We start from the raw sequence: 16,443 nt of genomic DNA, 5'->3' as shown, positions 1-16,443 counted from the left end.
ATGAGTGCACAAAGCGCCCTCCCGCAATCAGAGCTCGGTGTTGAGGTTGACCGCTCGAAGATGCAGGTATCCAAAACCGATGTCGCCATCGAAATCACCAATATGCACAAGTGGTATGGTGAGTTTCATGTCCTGCGCGACATCAATCTGAAGGTGATGCGCGGCGAGCGCATCGTCGTGGCTGGTCCGTCGGGCTCGGGAAAATCGACGATGATCCGCTGCATCAACCGCCTGGAGGAACACCAGAAGGGCAAGATCGTCGTTGACGGGATCGAACTTACGAATGACCTGAAGAAGATCGATGAAGTGCGCCGCGAAGTCGGCATGGTTTTCCAACACTTCAATCTCTTCCCGCACCTTACCATTCTGGAAAACTGCACGCTGGCCCCGATCTGGGTGCGCAAGATGCCAAAGAAGCAGGCGGAAGAAATCGCCATGCATTATCTGGCGCGCGTAAAAATTCCCGAACAGGCCAATAAATATCCGGGCCAGCTTTCCGGCGGCCAGCAGCAGCGCGTGGCGATTGCCCGTGCGCTGTGCATGAACCCGAAGGTCATGCTGTTCGACGAGCCGACTTCTGCGCTCGATCCGGAAATGGTCAAGGAAGTGCTCGATACGATGGTGAGCCTCGCAGCCGAAGGCATGACCATGATCTGCGTGACGCACGAAATGGGCTTCGCCCGTCAGGTCGCCAATCGCGTGATCTTCATGGATCAGGGCCAAATCGTCGAACAGAATTCGCCGAACGAGTTCTTCGACAATCCGCAGCATGAGCGTACCAAGCTGTTCCTCAGCCAGATCCTGCACTGATCCAGTTAAGGGCGTGAATTGAAAAACAGCCGCCAGTAGTGCTGGCGGGTGTTTTTATTGAAAGTCCTACACATTGCCATCGACCGCGTGTTTTCAATCTTCCACGAAATGGCGCAGGCGCTGCAAGGCATCGTCCCATTGGCTTGAAACGGCTGCCAGATAGGCGCGGGCGTCGACAAGTGGAGCCGGATGCAGGCGGAAATGACTTTCCCGCCCGATCTTTTCCCGCTGCACCAGCCCCACCTGTTCGAGAACGGAGAGGTGTTTGGTCACGGCCTGCCGCGTGATGCTGCCATTCTGCGACAGCACCACGATGGAACGGCTCTCACCGTCACTCAAGGTTTCGATGAGAGCGAGTCTCGTCGGGTCGGCAAGCGCCCCGAAAATTGCGGATATTTCCATGGCGTGTGGGGCCGCGCTTTCATTCATTTTTCGACATGGGCCTTGATATTGCCGACCTGCTCCTGCCAGCCGCCCTCGTTCATGCGCAGCGCCAATGGCTGGCGCTCGGCGGGCAGGGCGTCGAAACCGCTTTCAACAACCGTCAGGCGCGTGCCGTTATCGATCGGTTCAAGCTTGAATTCCACCAGCGTCGGCGGCTCCTTGGAATAATCGACGTCGGGTTCGACGGCATAGGGATGCCAGGTGAAAGCGAAATAATGTGGCGCTTTCATATCCTTGATGAAGGATTCCCAGCGCACATGCTCAAAACCCGGATAGGTGATGTGGCCGGTCGATGCTGTGCCGACGATGAACGGTCCATCGAGCTTGACGCGAAACCAGCGTCCAAACTCGTCATGATCCGTCAAAGCGCGCCAGACGCGCTCAATGCCCGCGCGAATGTCGACGGTTTTCTCAATGCGATCTGTGGTGCTTGCAACGGTCATAGCGTTCATCCTCCGTAATTGGCAACTTAATGGTTGCCAATTTACAGACGTCGGAAAAATAAGCAACCAAAAAGTTGCATATTCATTCCGGCAGGGATGCCTTGTCGGGCAGGGGGAAGAGTGTGCGAAGTTTTTCTGCCAGGGCTCGATCCCCTTCGACGATCAGCAGACCGGCTTCCTCCAGCGCTGACAATGGCTGTCCGCCATAGATGGTTGCGGCTAGCATACGCGGCGCGCCTTGCAGCGAAAGATCGTATCGCTCCGGCCTGCCGCGGGCGATGTCCAGCGTCCCGTCATGCAGCCGTGCGGTGAAATCTTCCCCATCCAGCCGCAGGTGGATGGTCGCATTCATGCCATGGGCGCGTCCGCTATCCAGCATGGTGCGCAGGGATAGAAGGAAGGAAACCGTTGAGATCGGCAGATTCGGATCGTGCAGCGGCGAGCGCGCAGCCCAGCGGCCAAGCGCTTGCAGGATCGGCTCGCTTTCATAGCCCCATTGGGTGAGTTCATAGACCTGCACGGAGGCAGGCGGGGGCAATTTGGTCTTGTGGAGAATGCCCGCCAGCTCCAGCCCTTCGAGCCTTTGGGTGAGCACATTCGCACTGACGCCCGGCAGATCGGTGCGCAGATCGCTGAAGCGCTTCGGTCCCAGCAGTAATTCGCGCATGACAAGCAACGCCCAACGTTCTCCAATTAAATCAAGGCCATGCGCGGCAGCGCACGCATCGTCATAGCTGCGTTTAGCCGTCTTTTTTGCAGTTCTAGTTATTTTTTCTAACTTCATGGTTGCCTATTATAACTTATCTGTCATTATGTTCAAGCAAACTTAAGCCGGAACAACAGCTGAGAAATGTCCGGCGCTGCGGCGGGGCGCAGTGGGCGACTAATGATAGCAATGGAGCCAGGGCCGCGCCCTGCCAATGGAGGAAATGACATGCCGAAGATGATTTTCGTGAATCTGCCTGTAAAAGACGTCGCGCGCTCAACGAGCTTTTATGAAGCCATTGGCGCAAAGAAGAACCCGATGTTCTCGGACGAAACCGCATCCTGCATGGTTTTCTCCGATACGATCCACGCGATGATCCTCAATCACGAAAAGTTCAGCCAGTTCACGCCGAAGAAAATCGCCGATGCCGGTGCGGTCAGCGAAGTGCTGGTCTGCCTTTCTGCCGACAGCAAGGCCGAGGTGGATGATACGGTTGAAAAGGCCGCAAAGGCTGGCGGTCGCGCCGATCCGGCGGCCAAGCAGGACTATGGTTTCATGTATGGGCGCAGCTTTGAAGATCTGGACGGCCATATCTGGGAGCTGATGTGGATGGATATGGAAGAAGCCGCCAAGGTCATGGGCTGACAAAAACCGAATAGACAGGGAGGAATTGACCATGTCTGGTCTCACCATTTGCCTGTGGTTCGATGGGCAGGCGGAAGAAGCCGCCCACCATTACGTTTCGATTTTCCGCGCCTGTGGGCGACCGGCTTCGATTGATGGCTTCATCCGCTTCAAGCATGGCCACCAGCAAAACGAGGAACAGGCGGTCACGGCGAATTTCACGCTTGATGGACAGAAGATATGCGGCCTCAACGGTGGTCCGCAGTTCAAGTTTTCACCGGCGGCTTCGCTGATCGTTCGCTGCAAGGATCAGGCGGAAGTGGATGCCTTCTGGGAAAGGCTTCTGGAAGGCGGGTCGCCGATGGAATGCAGTTGGCTGACCGACAAATACGGCTTCGCGTGGCAGATCGTGCCGGACATGTTGCTCGATATTCTGGAAAATGGTGCACCTGATGTGCGCCAGCGCGTGGCGGATGCCATGATGAAAATGGTCAAGATCGACGTGGCGACACTGGAAGCTGCGCGCGACGCAGCCTGACTTCCGACTATCCGCGTAGGGCCGCAACGGCATCATAGCCATAAAGCCAGTCCAGATCCTTGAGGAAGGTATCCGGACGGCGCAGGGCAAAGAGCATGTTGCGGCCAAGCGCCATCGGTCCGGTGGCGTGATAGGCAAAGCGGTTCAGCTGGCCGCGTTTAGCGACAGCGGCGATCCTTTCCTTGCGGATGGCATCGAAGCGGCGCAGTCCCGCTGATCGATCGGCGGCATCAAGCGCTTCGGCAAGGGCGGCGGCGTCCTCGATCGCCATCGCAGCACCTTGTGCGGCAAATGGCGTAACGGCATGGGATGCATCGCCGAGCAGCACCGTGCGGTTGGGCCCCAAAAACTGCGGTTCCGCCATTTCAAAAAGCGGCCAATAGGTCCAGTCTTCGGCAGCGGCTAACACATCGCGAACCGGCTTGGCCCAGTTCCTATACGCGGCCTGCAGTTTTGTGCGGTCGCCGGCTTTCGACCAGCTTTCGCCGGGATTTTCGCCTGCGGTGATGGCAACGAAATTGAAGAAGGTTCCGGCTTTGACGGGATAGGCGATGAAATGAATGTCGGGGCCGAGCCAGGCGGATACGGCCTTGCGTTCAGGAAGAGCGCTCAGGAAAGAGGCGGGCAGGGCATCGGTCGCCAATGTGGTGCGCCATGCAATATGGCCGCTGAACTGCGCCTTGTCGTAACCGGCAAACGCACGCTGCGCAGACCAGACCCCGTCGCAGGCGATCAGATAATCGGCCTCAAGGGTATACGTCCTGCTTTCGCTTTTGACGGTCGCCACGATGCCATTGTCGCGGTCGGCATGGTCGAGGATTTCGCTGCCGAGGCTGATCTGGATCGCTGGATTTTCCTCGCAGGCTTGCAAAAGAGCTGATTGCAGATCGGCGCGGTGGCAGACCACATAGGCATGGCGCCAGCGCCGACGGGCCTTATCGCCCAGCTCCATTGCGAGCAGGGGACGCGCCTTGCGCCCGTCAACAAGATAAAGTTTTTCAGGTGTTACGGTGTGAGAAACAAGCTTGTCGGCAACGCCGAGGCGCTCAAGGTGACGCATCGCGTTTGGGGCCAGTTGCAGGCCCGCGCCGACTTCCGAAAGAGCGGAAGCTTTCTCGATGAGCTGGATGGTCCAGCCCCGCGCTGCAAGTTCCAGCGCCGCGCTCAATCCCGCGACGCCGGCTCCTGCTATCAATATGTGGCCTTTGCCCATATCGGTCTTCTTGCCCAATGCTGTGATGAGATGGGCTTAAACAGACGCTGATCAGGCCGCTTTGTCGGCTGGGGCGTCGTAGGTGCAGCCTGCCGGAAGGGTTTCGTCGGCATGCAGCTTGGCATTATAGCGATAAAGGGTCGAGCAATACGGGCAGACCACTTCGCTTTCGTCGCCCATGTCGAGGAAGACATGCGGATGATCGAAAGGCGGGTTCGCACCGACGCACATGAATTCCTTTACGCCGATTTCAATGGCATTATGGCCGGCGTCGTTCTGGAAATGAGGAATGATGTGATCGGACATAATACGCTCCGGGCTGTCGTTCGCGGTATATAGCACGCCTCAGACCGGCGCGCTCAAAACTCTGCTTGCGTTTACCGCGAAACGCTTGTTTCCGGAAGCGTTTTCATCAATTCTAGGGATATTTAAGTGATTTGCTATCAAACTGTCATGTGACAGCCATAGGCTTTACGATGCGCCGGTTGGTTCCGGCAAATGCCGGATTAGGAAAAATGAGCGAAAACAGTGCGTTGGCCAGTGAAACCCAAAGTGGGACTCTTAAGATGACCGCGGAACCGACCAGCACCTCCGAAATCGGTTCGGATATGCAGAACGCGCCTGATCCTCACAAAGCTTTGAATGAAGATGAAATCGCTGAGCTGATGAACAGCGCTGATCGCTTCGTCAATCGCGAGTTTTCCTGGCTCCAGTTTAACCGCCGTGTTCTGGATGAGGCGGCCAATATGCGCCAGCCCTTGTTGGAGCGCCTGCGTTTTCTCTCCATTTCGGCCACCAATCTCGATGAGTTTTTCATGGTGCGCATTGCCGGTCTTGCCGCGCAGGTTCGCGCCGGTGTGGCGCTGCGCAGCGCCGACGGTCGTACGCCGCAGGAGCAGCTCGACTTCGTTCTGGATGAAGTGGGCCGCTTGCAGGCTGAGCAGCAGGGACGGTTCCGCATCCTTCGTGACGAGCTGGTACAGGAAAATATCGACATTGTTCGTCCATCGGCTTTGTCGGAGCCGGAGAAGGACTGGCTGGAAAGTCATTTTCTCGAAACTATTTTCCCCGTTCTGACGCCGCTTTCCATCGATCCGGCGCATCCGTTTCCGTTCATCCCGAATCTGGGCTTCTCGATTGCCTTGCAGCTGGCGCGGCGCGCCGACAATCATCCGATGACGGCGCTGCTGCGCATCCCGGTGGCTTTGAAGCGTTTCATCCAGCTGCCGACCGATCAGCAGAACGTCTATCGCTTCATCACCATTGAGGATGCCGTGAGTCTGTTTATCGGGCGGCTGTTCCCCGGTTATGAAGTGCGCGGCGCAGGCACGTTCCGCATCATTCGCGATAGCGATATTGAGGTGGAAGAAGAAGCCGAAGACCTCGTGCGTCTCTTCGAAACGGCGCTGAAACGCCGCCGTCGCGGTCAGGTGATCCGTATCGAATTCGATGGCGAAATGCCGGAAGCCTTGCGCGTCTTCGTGGCGACGGAACTCGGCGTATCCGAAAATCGCGTCAGCGTGCATGAAGGGCTTCTGGCGCTCAACATGATCTCGGAGATCGTCTCGATCCCGCGCGATGACCTGAAATTCGTGTCCTATAATCCGCGTTTCCCGGAACGCATCCGTGAACATGGCGGCGATTGCTTCGCCGCGATTCGCGAAAAGGACATCGTGGTTCATCACCCATATGAATCCTTCGATGTCGTCGTGCAATTCCTGCGTCAGGCGGCGGCGGACCCGGATGTGCTGGCCATCAAGCAGACGCTCTACCGCACTTCCAACGACAGCCCGATCGTGCGTGCGCTGGTCGATGCGGCTGAAGCGGGCAAGTCGGTGACGGCGCTGGTCGAGCTGAAGGCGCGCTTCGATGAAGAAGCCAATATTCGCTGGGCGCGCGATCTCGAACGCGCGGGCGTGCAGGTGGTGTTCGGCTTCATCGAGTTGAAAACCCATGCGAAAATGTCGCTTGTCGTGCGCCGCGAAGACCAGAAGCTGCGCTCTTACGTGCATCTGGGCACCGGCAATTATCATCCGATCACCGCGCGCATTTATACGGATCTATCCTTCTTCACCTCGGATGCGGATATTGCCCGCGATGTGGCGCATATCTTCAATTTCATCACCGGCTATGCGCAGCCTGCCGAAGAAATGAAAATCGCCATTTCGCCCTTCACCTTGCGCGCGCGCATCCTCAGGCACATCGAGGATGAAGTGGCGCATGCGAAGGCCGGTCGACCGGCGGCGATCTGGATGAAGATGAACTCGCTGGTCGATCCACAGATTATTGATGCGCTTTATAGGGCAAGTCAGGCGGGCGTTCACATCGAGCTGGTCGTGCGTGGCATCTGCTGTCTGCGCCCGGGCGTTCCGGGCCTATCGGACAATATCCGCGCCAAGTCGATTGTCGGGCGTTTTCTTGAGCATAGCCGCGTTTTCTGCTTCGGAAACGGGCATGATCTGCCCTCAGACAAAGCCATTGTCTATATCGGTTCTGCCGACATGATGCCGCGCAATCTAGACCGTCGCGTGGAGACGCTGGTGCCCATCACCAATGCAACAGTGCACCAGCAAATCCTGTCACAAATCATGTTTGCCAACATAATTGATAACCAACAGAGCTATCAGCTACTTGCGGACGGCACCTCTCGCCGGATAGAAAAAGAAGAAGGAGAGGAAGCTTTCAACGCGCAGGAATATTTCATGACCAATCCCAGCCTGTCGGGTCGCGGAAAGTCGCTGAAGTCTTCGGCCCCCCGTCTGATCGCACATCGTAAGCGTGCACAGGCGGAAAGAAAAACGACTGCATGAGTCCAGCTATAGCACAAGGCCGTCTGAAGGGTCTCAAGCCCATCGGGGTCATTGACATCGGCTCGAATTCGATCCGTCTCGTCATTTACGAAGGCATCGTCCGTTCACCGACGGTGCTTTTCAACGAAAAACTCCTTTGCGGTCTTGGCAAGGGACTGGCCAAGACTGGCCGGCTCAACGACAAGTCTGTCGATATCGCACTGCGCGCCTTGCGGCGCTTCCGTGCGCTGGCCGAACAGGCGGGCGCGGTTTCCGTGCACGCGCTGGCGACGGCTGCCGCACGCGAAGCAAAGAACGGACCTGATTTCATCGCGCAGGCCGAGGCCATTCTCGGGCGGCACATCGAAGTTCTGTCCGGTAAGGAAGAAGCCTATTATTCGGCGCTCGGTATCATTTCCGGGTTCCACAAACCTTGCGGCGTCGCGGGCGATCTCGGCGGCGGCAGTCTCGAACTCGTGGCCGTCAATGATCACGATATCGGCGAGGGCATCACCTTGCCGCTCGGGGGCTTGCGCCTTCAGGACATGGCCGACGAAAAGCTGACAGAGGCTGCGAAGATCACACGCACGGAGCTTGCAAAGGCGACCCTCCTTGAAATGCATCAGGGGCAGGTCTTCTATGCGGTGGGCGGCACATGGCGTAACCTTGCCAAGCTGCATATGACCGCCAAGCATTATCCGCTGCTGGTCATGCATGGTTACGAGATGGACCCGGTCGAGGCGCAGAGTTTTCTCAAGCGCGTCGCCAAGGGCAATATCGACACGATGCGCGGCATCGAGGCGGTATCGAAAAACCGTCGCCAGCTTCTGTCCTATGGTGCGACCGTGATGCTGGAAACCATTCGCCGCATGAAGCCGTCGAAGATCGTCTTCTCGGCATTGGGCGTGCGCGAAGGCTATCTCTATTCGCTGTTGCCGAAGAACGAACAGAAACTCGACCCATTGCTGGCTTCTGCGGAAGAACTGGCGATCCTGCGCTCGCGCTCGCCACGCCATGCCCGCGAGCTGGCGGTCTGGACGACGCTTTCATTGCAGCAGCTTGGCTTTGATGAGACCGAGGATGAGGCGCGCTATCGCGAGGCTGCCTGTCTCGTGGCGGATATCAGCTGGCGTGCGCATCCCGATTATCGCGGTTCGCAGGCGCTGAATATCATTGCTCACGGCTCGTTTGGCGGCATTGATCATCCGGGGCGCTCCTATATGGCGCTGGCCAATTACTACCGCCATGAAGGGCTGATCGAAGACGAGATTGCGCCGGAAATCGTGCAGCTCGCCACGCCGCGTCTGCGCGAAAGGGCAAAACTGCTCGGTGCTCTGCTGCGAGTTGTCTATCTTCTCTCGGCGTCCATGCCGGGTGTTATCCCGCGGCTTTACTGGCGCGAGGAAGAAAACGGCATCGCGCTGGTTGTTCCGAGCGATCTGGCCGATCTTGTGTCGGACCGCCCGGAAGGCCGCTTGCAGCAGCTTGCCAAGTTGACGGGCAAGAACCTGTATTTTGCGATAGGCGAAAAGGGAGGGGAATAAGGGAGTAAGGGAATAGGGGAGTATGTTTATATAGCCCTGTTCACCTATTCCCCTACTCCCTTACTCCCCTAATTCCACTGCGCGTATACGACGGTTCTCGAACTTGATGCCGATCTTGCCGTCGATCAGGTCCAGGGCCTTCTGACCGAACACTTCGCGACGCCAGCCCTGCAAGGCTGGTACTTTCGCTTCCTCACCTTCGGCTGCAATCTTGTCGATATCGTCCGAGCTGGCGACGATCTTGGCGGCAACGCCGTGCTCTTCGGTGACCAGCTTCAGCAGAACTTTCAGAATATCGGCAGCGGCAGCACTACCTTCCGGCGAATGCGACGGCTTTGGCAGCTTCGGCAAGTCTTCCTTCGGAATAGCAAGCGCTGACTGGATTGCCGCCACCAGACCGGCAGCCTGTGCTGAGCGCTCCCAACCCTTGGGGATCGAGCGCAGACGACCGAGCGCCTCGGCATCGCGCGGCTGCTGCTGCGCGATTTCGGCAATCGTGTCGTCCTTGATGATGCGGCCGCGCGGCACATTGCGTTCGCGCGCTTCCCGTTCGCGCCATGCGGCGACGGACTGCATGATGGCCAGTTCGATCGGCTTGCGCACGCGGGCCTTCACACGCCGCCATGCGTCGTCCGGATGCAGATCATAGGTCTCACGGGCGGTCAGAACCGCCATTTCCTCATTCACCCACTCGCTGCGCTCTTCCTTCTCAAGCTCTTCCTTGAGGTAAAGATAGATGTCGCGCAGATAGGTGACATCGGCCAGCGCGTAGTCGAGCTGCTTGTCCGACAGTGGGCGTCTGCGCCAGTCGGTAAAGCGGGACGACTTGTCGAGATGCTTGCCGGTGACTTTCTGAACCAACTGGTCGTAGGAAATCGCATCGCCGAAACCGCAGACCATCGCCGCGACCTGACTGTCGAAGACAGGCGAGGGGATGAGGTCGCCAAGATGGAACACGATTTCGATATCCTGCCGTGCGGCATGGAAAACCTTGACGATCTTCTCGTCGGCCATCAGCCGGAAGAAAGGTGCAAGGTCGAGATCGGGCGCAAGGGCATCCACCAGTGCGGTGTGATCCGGCGAAGCCATCTGGATAAGGCACAATTCCGGCCAGAAAGTCGTTTCGCGGATGAACTCCGTGTCGACAGTGACGAAATCTGACTTGGACAGGGCGGATACGGCCTCTTCAAGGGCCTCGGTGGTCGTGATGAGTTGCATGTTTTTCTTCTAGAGCATTTCCAGCAAAAGTGTGAAGCGGTTTTGCGTCTGGAAATGCGAGCTGCATTCAGACAAAGCGACGCTGGTTGTCCCGAAAGAATGCGCAAAAGCCGTAGCATAACAAGTGCAAATCGTGTTTTTTGTCGATACGTTACGTCATGCGGTCGGAACCGCGACACTTGTAGAGAGTGCAGACTTGACAAAACCCGGTCAAAATGCGCTTTTCCGCCAGAATTTGCAGCGCTTTGCCTGCACTGACTTATCTTACCAAAAGGCAGAAATCATGCACCGTTACCGCAGCCATACCTGCGCAGCCCTTCGCAAAACGGACGTCGGTTCGAACGTTCGTCTGTCCGGCTGGGTTCACCGCGTCCGTGACCATGGCGGCATTCTCTTCATCGATCTTCGCGATCATTACGGCATTACCCAGATTGTGGCCGATCCCGATTCGCCCGCTTTCAAGGTTGCCGAAACGGTTCGCGGCGAGTGGGTCATCCGCGTCGATGGTGAAGTGAAGGCCCGCGCAGGTGATGCGGTCAATGCGAACCTGCCGACCGGCGAAGTCGAAATCTTCGCGACCGAGATCGAAGTTCTGGCCGCAGCCAAGGAACTGCCGCTGCCTGTCTTTGGCGAGCCGGATTATCCGGAAGATATCCGCTTGAAATACCGCTTCCTCGATCTGCGCCGCGAAACGCTGCACAAGAACATCATGAGCCGCACCAAGATCATTGCCGCGATGCGTCGCCGCATGACCGAAATCGGCTTCAACGAGTTCACCACGCCGATCCTGACGGCCTCGTCGCCGGAAGGCGCGCGCGACTTCCTCGTGCCGAGCCGCATCCATGAAGGCAAGTTCTATGCGCTGCCGCAGGCGCCGCAGCAGTACAAGCAGCTTCTGATGGTTGCCGGTTTTGACCGTTACTTCCAGATCGCGCCCTGCTTCCGCGATGAAGACCCGCGCGCCGATCGCCTGCCGGGCGAATTCTACCAGCTCGACCTTGAAATGAGCTTCGTGACCCAGGAAGAAGTCTGGGAAACGATGGAACCGGTCATGCGCGGCATTTTCGAAGAGTTTGCCGAAGGCAAGCCGGTCACGCAGACCTTCCGCCGTATCGCCTATGACGATGCGATCCGCACCTATGGTTCGGACAAGCCGGATCTGCGCAACCCGATTGAAATGCAGGCTGTGACCGATCATTTCGCTGGTTCCGGCTTCAAGGTCTTCGCGAACATGATCGCTAACGACCCTAAGGTCGAAGTCTGGGCCATTCCGGCCAAGACCGGTGGTAGCCGCGCATTCTGCGATCGCATGAATTCCTGGGCGCAGAGCGAAGGTCAGCCGGGTCTCGGCTATATCTTCTGGCGCAAGGAAGGCGACAAGCTTGAGGGCGCAGGCCCGATTGCGAAGAACATCGGCGAAGAACGCACCGAAGCAATTCGCTTGCAGATGGGCCTCGACGATGGTGACGCCTGCTTCTTCGTGGCTGGCCAGCCGTCGAAGTTCTACAAGTTCGCCGGCGATGCGCGCACCCGTGCAGGCGAAGAACTGAACCTTGTGGATCGCGACCGTTTCGAACTAGCCTGGATCATCGATTTCCCGTTCTACGAATGGGACGAAGACAACAAGAAGCTCGACTTCGCGCATAACCCGTTCTCCATGCCGCAGGGCGGACTGGACGCGCTGGAAAATCAGGACCCGCTCGCCATCAAGGCCTATCAGTACGATCTCGTCTGCAACGGCTTTGAAATTGCTTCGGGATCGATCCGCAACCAGCTGCCTGACGTCATGGTCAAGGCCTTTGAAAAGGTTGGTCTCAGCCAGCAGGACGTGGAAGAGCGTTTCGGCGGTCTCTACCGTGCGTTCCAGTACGGCGCGCCTCCGCATGGCGGGATGGCTGCCGGTATCGACCGCGTCATCATGCTGCTGGTCGGTGCAAAGAACCTGCGTGAAATTTCCCTGTTCCCGATGAACCAGCAGGCGCTCGATCTTCTGATGAACGCGCCTTCGGATGTGACGCCAGCCCAGCTGCGCGATCTCCATATCCGCCTTGCTCCGGTTCAAAAGAGTTAAGCTCTTTGTTCAGAGAACAAAAAAACCCGGCCTTGAGCCGGGTTTTTTATTGGATCATATCGCGAAAAAAGCCCGGTGGGTGCACCGGGCCTTTTCGATTTTAATTATTGGCGTCGATGCCGACCTTCAACAGCTGGATGATTTTCGTTGGATCGAGCGAGGCGGTTGCGACAATCGATGCGAAGGTGACCGGCTGGTCAGGCGAGGCGCTCAGCGTCAGAGACTTCGGATCGGTAAAATACTTGTCCGATGCCGCCTTCAGCTGCTGCGCGAATTCCGGGTTTTTCAGCTGCGTGGCCATCAGCGGAACCATCATCTTCAGCTGTTCGCCAAGCGCCTTGGCGTCCGAACCCTGCTGCTTGGCATAATAGGTCAGCAGCTTTTCCGTCAGCGATGCGTCGTCGAAGCGGATCGTCAGGTTCTTGAGGTTGAGCTGTTCTGCGAGGCCGAGAATGGCAAGACCGGCGGCGTCCTTGTCGGCGTCCGATTTGGTCATCGCTTCCTGCGTCTTCTGCACGGCTTCGACAAAGGCCAGATCATAACCGCCGAGGCTGCCGGTAATGTTGATCTTGCCAAGATCCTGCGCCTGAACTTCCATCTGGTCGAGCGTGGCGTCGCCCGACTTCGGCGACCACTGGCCTTTCATGTTGACCGCGGCCTGGAGGCTCTTCATCCCAAGCGGGGCCAGCGGGTTCTGCTCGTCCTTGCCGAAGGTGGCGTCAATACTGGCGACAGTGGCGCTGTAGCCGATCTTTTCGGCTTTGTTCGACGTGTCGAGCGAAACATCGACGCCCTTCACCGTGGCGCCGTCCGTGCCTGGCTTACCGAAAGCCAGTTCCTCAATTTTCATCTTGTCATAAAGAACCATGCTGTCGAGCGGTCCCTTGGCGGATTCGGCCGGAATCTGCAGGTTCTGCATCGACATGCCCTTGATGGAGGCCTGATCGTTCTTGCCGTCGGTGCTGTCGAGCGTGAGGTCGGGAACAGCAACCTGTCCGATGGTGAAACCGCCATCCGATGCGTCCTGAACATCTTCCAGCGTCACGTCGCCGATTTCCACGTCCTTGGGAGACAGGGTGGCGAGCTTGACCTTGGTGCCTTCGAGCACGATGTTCGAACCGTCAGCCTTCACATTTGCGAAGCTCAGTTCGCCGCCCTGTTTCGCATAAAGGGCCTTGAGGCGCTCGGCGACGGCATTGGCATCCGCAGCCATGGCGGCGCTGCCGAAAATCAGCGAAAGCGCTGTGCTCGCAGCAAAAATGCGCGTCGCTGGCTTGATATTGACGAAAACCTGCATTCGAAGCTCCTGCCTGATCTCTTGATTTTAGTGCGGCATTCATAGGCTTAAATCTTCTGATTTAACAACCCGATTTGCTTAACCTGTGCTTGCAACATAGGAAAACCTGTTTCCGACTGCTCTATAGTGGGTAAATGGCGGCAGATTTGCGACTGACGCCCGCCGGGATTTGATTTGGTGGTGTGGATTATGCAGTGGATTTCAAACACCGCTGCGTTGTTTGCGTGCCATATTTGACGCATGGCGCTGTAATGTACTGCTTTGGTTCTCCTCAACGCTTGCTGACGAATCGCGCACTTGGTACTGGGAAACATGGGAAAAAGTCTGATTCCGCCGGGCGACGGCGAAGAACACATCGAAAAGGTCGATCTCAAATCGGCCCTTGAGGAACGTTACCTCGCTTATGCGCTGTCCACGATCATGCATCGTGCGCTGCCGGACGTGCGCGACGGTCTGAAGCCGGTGCATCGGCGCATCATGCATGCCATGCGTCTGCTGCGGCTCAATCCCGATCAGGCCTATGCGAAATGCGCGCGTATCGTCGGCGACGTGATGGGTAAGTTCCACCCGCATGGCGATGCGTCGATCTACGATGCGCTGGTGCGTCTGGCGCAGGATTTCGCGGTGCGTTATCCGCTGGTCGACGGGCAGGGCAATTTCGGCAATATCGACGGTGATAATGCCGCCGCCATGCGTTACACCGAAGCGCGCATGACCGAAGTGGCGACGCTGCTGCTTGAAGGCATCACCGAAAACGCTATCGATTTCCGTCCGACCTATAATGAGGAAGACGAGGAACCGATCGTTCTGCCGGGCGCTTTCCCGAACCTGCTCGCCAATGGATCGGCGGGCATTGCAGTTGGCATGGCAACGAATATTCCACCGCATAATGTGGCGGAGCTGTGCTCGTCGGCGCTTTACCTGATCAATCATCCGGATGCGGGCGTGGAAGAACTCATCACCTCGCCGGAGCAATATGCTGAAATCGAGCACGAGGCGAAAACCGATCCGTCCGCACTTTTGAAAGCCAAGGTGCGCGGTCCGGATTTCCCGACGGGCGGTGTTCTGGTTGAAGAACATAGCAATATTGTCGAAGCCTATCGCACCGGTCGCGGCGCGTTCCGCGTTCGCGCGCGTTGGGAAAAGGAAGAGGGCAATCGCGGCACCTGGGTGATCGTCGTCACTGAAATTCCGTATCAGGTGCAGAAATCGCGCCTGATCGAGAAGATCGCCGAATTGCTGCTGGCCAAGAAGCTGCCGCTGCTTGACGATATTCGCGATGAATCTGCGGAAGATATCCGCATCGTTCTGGAGCCGAAGAACCGCACCGTCGATCCGGAACTGTTGATGGAATCGCTGTTCAAGCTGACCGAGCTTGAAAGCCGCGTTTCGCTCAACATGAATGTGCTGTCGCACGGCAAGGTGCCGAATGTGCTGTCGCTGGGCGGCGTGCTGCGCGAATGGCTGGAACACCGCAAGGAAGTTCTGGTTCGTCGCTCGCAATATCGTCTGGCCGAGATCGAGCGGCGTCTGGAAATTCTCGGCGGTTTCCTGATTGCCTATCTCAATCTCGACGAAGTCATCCGCATCATCCGCGAGGAAGACGAGCCGAAGCAGGAATTGATGCGAGCCTTCGAGCTGACGGATGTTCAGGCCGAGTCGATCCTCAATATGCGTCTGCGTTCGTTGCGCAAGCTCGAGGAATTCGAGATCCGCAAGGAATTTGAGGATCTGACTGCTGAAAAGGCCGATCTCGAAGGCTTGCTCGCTTCCGGCACACGCCAGTGGAAGAAGATCAGTGCTGAAATCAAGGCGGTGCGTGAGAAATTCGGCCCCGCGACCAAGCTTGGCAAGCGTCGTACGAATTTTGCGGAAGCCCCGACCCACGATCTGGAAGACATCCACAATGCGATGATCGAGCGCGAACCGGTCACGATTGTCGTGTCCGAAAAGGGCTGGCTGCGTGCGATGAAGGGCCATATGGCCGATTTTTCGACGCTCTCCTTCAAGGAAGGCGACAAGCTGAAGCTCGCTTTCCATGCGGAAACGACTGACAAGCTTCTGTTCTTCACGACGGGCGGCAAGTTCTTCACCATCGGCGCAAATACGCTGCCGGGCGGTCGCGGCCATGGCGAACCGATCCGCATTCTGGTCGATATGGAAAACGATCAGGACATCCTGACGGCCTTCGTTCACGACCCATCGGCAAAGCTGCTGCTTGTTTCGCATGAGGGCAATGGTTTCATCGTTCCGGAGAATGAAGCCGTGGCCAATACCCGCAAGGGCAAGCAGGTGATGAATGTGAAGGCGCCGGACGAAGCGAAGATTTGCACGCGTGTTTCCGGTGATCACATCGCGGTCGTCGGCGAAAACCGCAAGATGGTTGTCTTCCCGCTTTCGGAAATCCCGGAAATGACACGCGGCAAGGGCGTCCGTCTGCAAAAATACAAGGATGGTGGCGTTTCGGATATTCGGACATTTGCGATTGCCGAAGGTCTGTCCTGGCAGGATTCGGCAGAACGGACCTTTACCCGTAACAAGGAAGAGCTTGTCGAGTGGATTGGCGCTCGCGCTTCCGCAGGGCGCGTTGTCCCGAAGGGATTCCCGCGTTCGGGCAAGTTCTAGGTGTCTGATCTAAAAGTCGCCATGCCGGACTGCAAATGGCAATTTCTGCGCTTCCGGTGCTCACGTACTTTAATGTACGCTGCGCTCCGGTTCTCGAAATCACCATTTTCGCCACGGCCCG

At 57.4% G+C, this 16,443-nt stretch carries 14 protein-coding genes; 7 read left to right on the top strand and 7 right to left on the bottom strand.

Annotation, left to right across the window (positions count from 1 at the left end):
• Entirely contained in the window at nt 1-810 is an 810-nt protein-coding gene (locus JAU75_RS03525; protein WP_199054599.1) for an amino acid ABC transporter ATP-binding protein, read from the top strand.
• A 93-nt stretch (nt 811-903) separates the two neighbouring features.
• On the opposite strand, the gene JAU75_RS03520 is transcribed toward JAU75_RS03525, so the two are convergent.
• The 3 genes from JAU75_RS03520 to JAU75_RS03510 form a co-directional block, all read right to left on the bottom strand.
• Nucleotides 904-1,212: a metalloregulator ArsR/SmtB family transcription factor gene (locus JAU75_RS03520; RefSeq protein ID WP_199054598.1), complete on the bottom strand. Its 309-nt coding sequence runs from the start codon at nt 1,210-1,212 to the stop codon at nt 904-906.
• A gap of 23 nt (nt 1,213-1,235) precedes the next feature.
• Nucleotides 1,236-1,697, bottom strand: a complete 462-nt coding sequence (locus JAU75_RS03515) for an SRPBCC family protein (protein ID WP_199054597.1) — start codon at nt 1,695-1,697, stop codon at nt 1,236-1,238.
• A gap of 82 nt (nt 1,698-1,779) precedes the next feature.
• The gene (locus JAU75_RS03510) at nt 1,780-2,481 is read right to left on the bottom strand and encodes a helix-turn-helix domain-containing protein (RefSeq protein ID WP_199054596.1); all 702 of its coding nucleotides are present in this window, start codon (nt 2,479-2,481) and stop codon (nt 1,780-1,782) included.
• A gap of 150 nt (nt 2,482-2,631) precedes the next feature.
• On the opposite strand from JAU75_RS03510, the gene JAU75_RS03505 reads away from it, so the two are divergent.
• Both JAU75_RS03505 and JAU75_RS03500 read left to right on the top strand, forming a co-directional pair.
• Nucleotides 2,632-3,048: a VOC family protein gene (locus JAU75_RS03505; RefSeq protein WP_199054594.1), complete on the top strand. Its 417-nt coding sequence runs from the start codon at nt 2,632-2,634 to the stop codon at nt 3,046-3,048.
• Between the two features lie 31 nt (nt 3,049-3,079).
• Complete coding sequence (locus tag JAU75_RS03500; protein WP_199054592.1) at nt 3,080-3,565, top strand: VOC family protein; 486 nt, start codon at nt 3,080-3,082, stop codon at nt 3,563-3,565.
• Nucleotides 3,566-3,572: 7 nt separating this feature from the next.
• Here JAU75_RS03500 and JAU75_RS03495 read toward each other — a convergent pair whose 3' ends face one another.
• Together JAU75_RS03495 and JAU75_RS03490 are read right to left on the bottom strand one after the other, a co-directional pair.
• A complete protein-coding gene (locus tag JAU75_RS03495) occupies nt 3,573-4,778 on the bottom strand; it encodes an FAD-binding protein (RefSeq protein WP_199054590.1) in 1,206 nt (401 codons plus the stop codon).
• A gap of 51 nt (nt 4,779-4,829) precedes the next feature.
• Complete coding sequence (locus JAU75_RS03490; RefSeq protein ID WP_199054588.1) at nt 4,830-5,084, bottom strand: zinc-finger domain-containing protein; 255 nt, start codon at nt 5,082-5,084, stop codon at nt 4,830-4,832.
• 260 nt (nt 5,085-5,344) lie between these two features.
• Here JAU75_RS03490 and JAU75_RS03485 point away from each other — a divergent pair, with 260 nt between their 5' ends.
• On the top strand, nt 5,345-7,588 hold the full coding sequence (locus JAU75_RS03485) for an RNA degradosome polyphosphate kinase (RefSeq protein WP_371836103.1): 2,244 nt from the start codon (nt 5,345-5,347) through the stop codon (nt 7,586-7,588).
• Nucleotides 7,585-9,111 (top strand): exopolyphosphatase, encoded by a 1,527-nt coding sequence (gene ppx, locus JAU75_RS03480; protein WP_199054585.1) that lies wholly within the window; start codon nt 7,585-7,587, stop codon nt 9,109-9,111. The genes JAU75_RS03485 and ppx overlap by 4 nt, the downstream gene beginning before the upstream one ends.
• A 60-nt stretch (nt 9,112-9,171) precedes the next feature.
• Here the strand turns inward: ppx and rnd are convergent, their stop codons facing one another.
• The gene (rnd, locus tag JAU75_RS03475) at nt 9,172-10,329 is read right to left on the bottom strand and encodes a ribonuclease D (protein WP_199054583.1); all 1,158 of its coding nucleotides are present in this window, start codon (nt 10,327-10,329) and stop codon (nt 9,172-9,174) included.
• Between the two features lie 283 nt (nt 10,330-10,612).
• Here rnd and aspS point away from each other — a divergent pair, with 283 nt between their 5' ends.
• On the top strand, nt 10,613-12,400 hold the full coding sequence (gene aspS, locus JAU75_RS03470) for an aspartate--tRNA ligase (RefSeq protein ID WP_199054582.1): 1,788 nt from the start codon (nt 10,613-10,615) through the stop codon (nt 12,398-12,400).
• 100 nt (nt 12,401-12,500) lie between these two features.
• On the opposite strand, the gene JAU75_RS03465 is transcribed toward aspS, so the two are convergent.
• Entirely contained in the window at nt 12,501-13,697 is a 1,197-nt protein-coding gene (locus tag JAU75_RS03465) for a hypothetical protein (RefSeq protein ID WP_199054581.1), read from the bottom strand.
• A gap of 312 nt (nt 13,698-14,009) precedes the next feature.
• On the opposite strand from JAU75_RS03465, the gene parC reads away from it, so the two are divergent.
• Nucleotides 14,010-16,322, top strand: a complete 2,313-nt coding sequence (gene parC, locus JAU75_RS03460) for a DNA topoisomerase IV subunit A (RefSeq protein ID WP_199054580.1) — start codon at nt 14,010-14,012, stop codon at nt 16,320-16,322.
• Nucleotides 16,323-16,443: the final 121 nt, after the last annotated feature.

Origin of the sequence: Ochrobactrum sp. Q0168, from assembly GCF_016427605.1 — a bacterium.
Classification (GTDB): domain Bacteria; phylum Pseudomonadota; class Alphaproteobacteria; order Rhizobiales; family Rhizobiaceae; genus Brucella.
This window is presented reverse-complemented; position numbering and strand designations above follow the sequence as displayed.

Coding starts and splice junctions, on each gene's coding strand:
- JAU75_RS03525 (WP_199054599.1), top strand. CDS start 1: ATGAGTGCACAAAGCGCCCTCCCGCAATCAGAGCTCGGTGTTGAGGTT.
- JAU75_RS03520 (WP_199054598.1), bottom strand. CDS start 1,212: ATGGAAATATCCGCAATTTTCGGGGCGCTTGCCGACCCGACGAGACTC.
- JAU75_RS03515 (WP_199054597.1), bottom strand. CDS start 1,697: ATGACCGTTGCAAGCACCACAGATCGCATTGAGAAAACCGTCGACATT.
- JAU75_RS03510 (WP_199054596.1), bottom strand. CDS start 2,481: ATGAAGTTAGAAAAAATAACTAGAACTGCAAAAAAGACGGCTAAACGC.
- JAU75_RS03505 (WP_199054594.1), top strand. CDS start 2,632: ATGCCGAAGATGATTTTCGTGAATCTGCCTGTAAAAGACGTCGCGCGC.
- JAU75_RS03500 (WP_199054592.1), top strand. CDS start 3,080: ATGTCTGGTCTCACCATTTGCCTGTGGTTCGATGGGCAGGCGGAAGAA.
- JAU75_RS03495 (WP_199054590.1), bottom strand. CDS start 4,778: ATGGGCAAAGGCCACATATTGATAGCAGGAGCCGGCGTCGCGGGATTG.
- JAU75_RS03490 (WP_199054588.1), bottom strand. CDS start 5,084: ATGTCCGATCACATCATTCCTCATTTCCAGAACGACGCCGGCCATAAT.
- JAU75_RS03485 (WP_371836103.1), top strand. CDS start 5,345: ATGACCGCGGAACCGACCAGCACCTCCGAAATCGGTTCGGATATGCAG.
- ppx (WP_199054585.1), top strand. CDS start 7,585: ATGAGTCCAGCTATAGCACAAGGCCGTCTGAAGGGTCTCAAGCCCATC.
- rnd (WP_199054583.1), bottom strand. CDS start 10,329: ATGCAACTCATCACGACCACCGAGGCCCTTGAAGAGGCCGTATCCGCC.
- aspS (WP_199054582.1), top strand. CDS start 10,613: ATGCACCGTTACCGCAGCCATACCTGCGCAGCCCTTCGCAAAACGGAC.
- JAU75_RS03465 (WP_199054581.1), bottom strand. CDS start 13,697: ATGCAGGTTTTCGTCAATATCAAGCCAGCGACGCGCATTTTTGCTGCG.
- parC (WP_199054580.1), top strand. CDS start 14,010: ATGGGAAAAAGTCTGATTCCGCCGGGCGACGGCGAAGAACACATCGAA.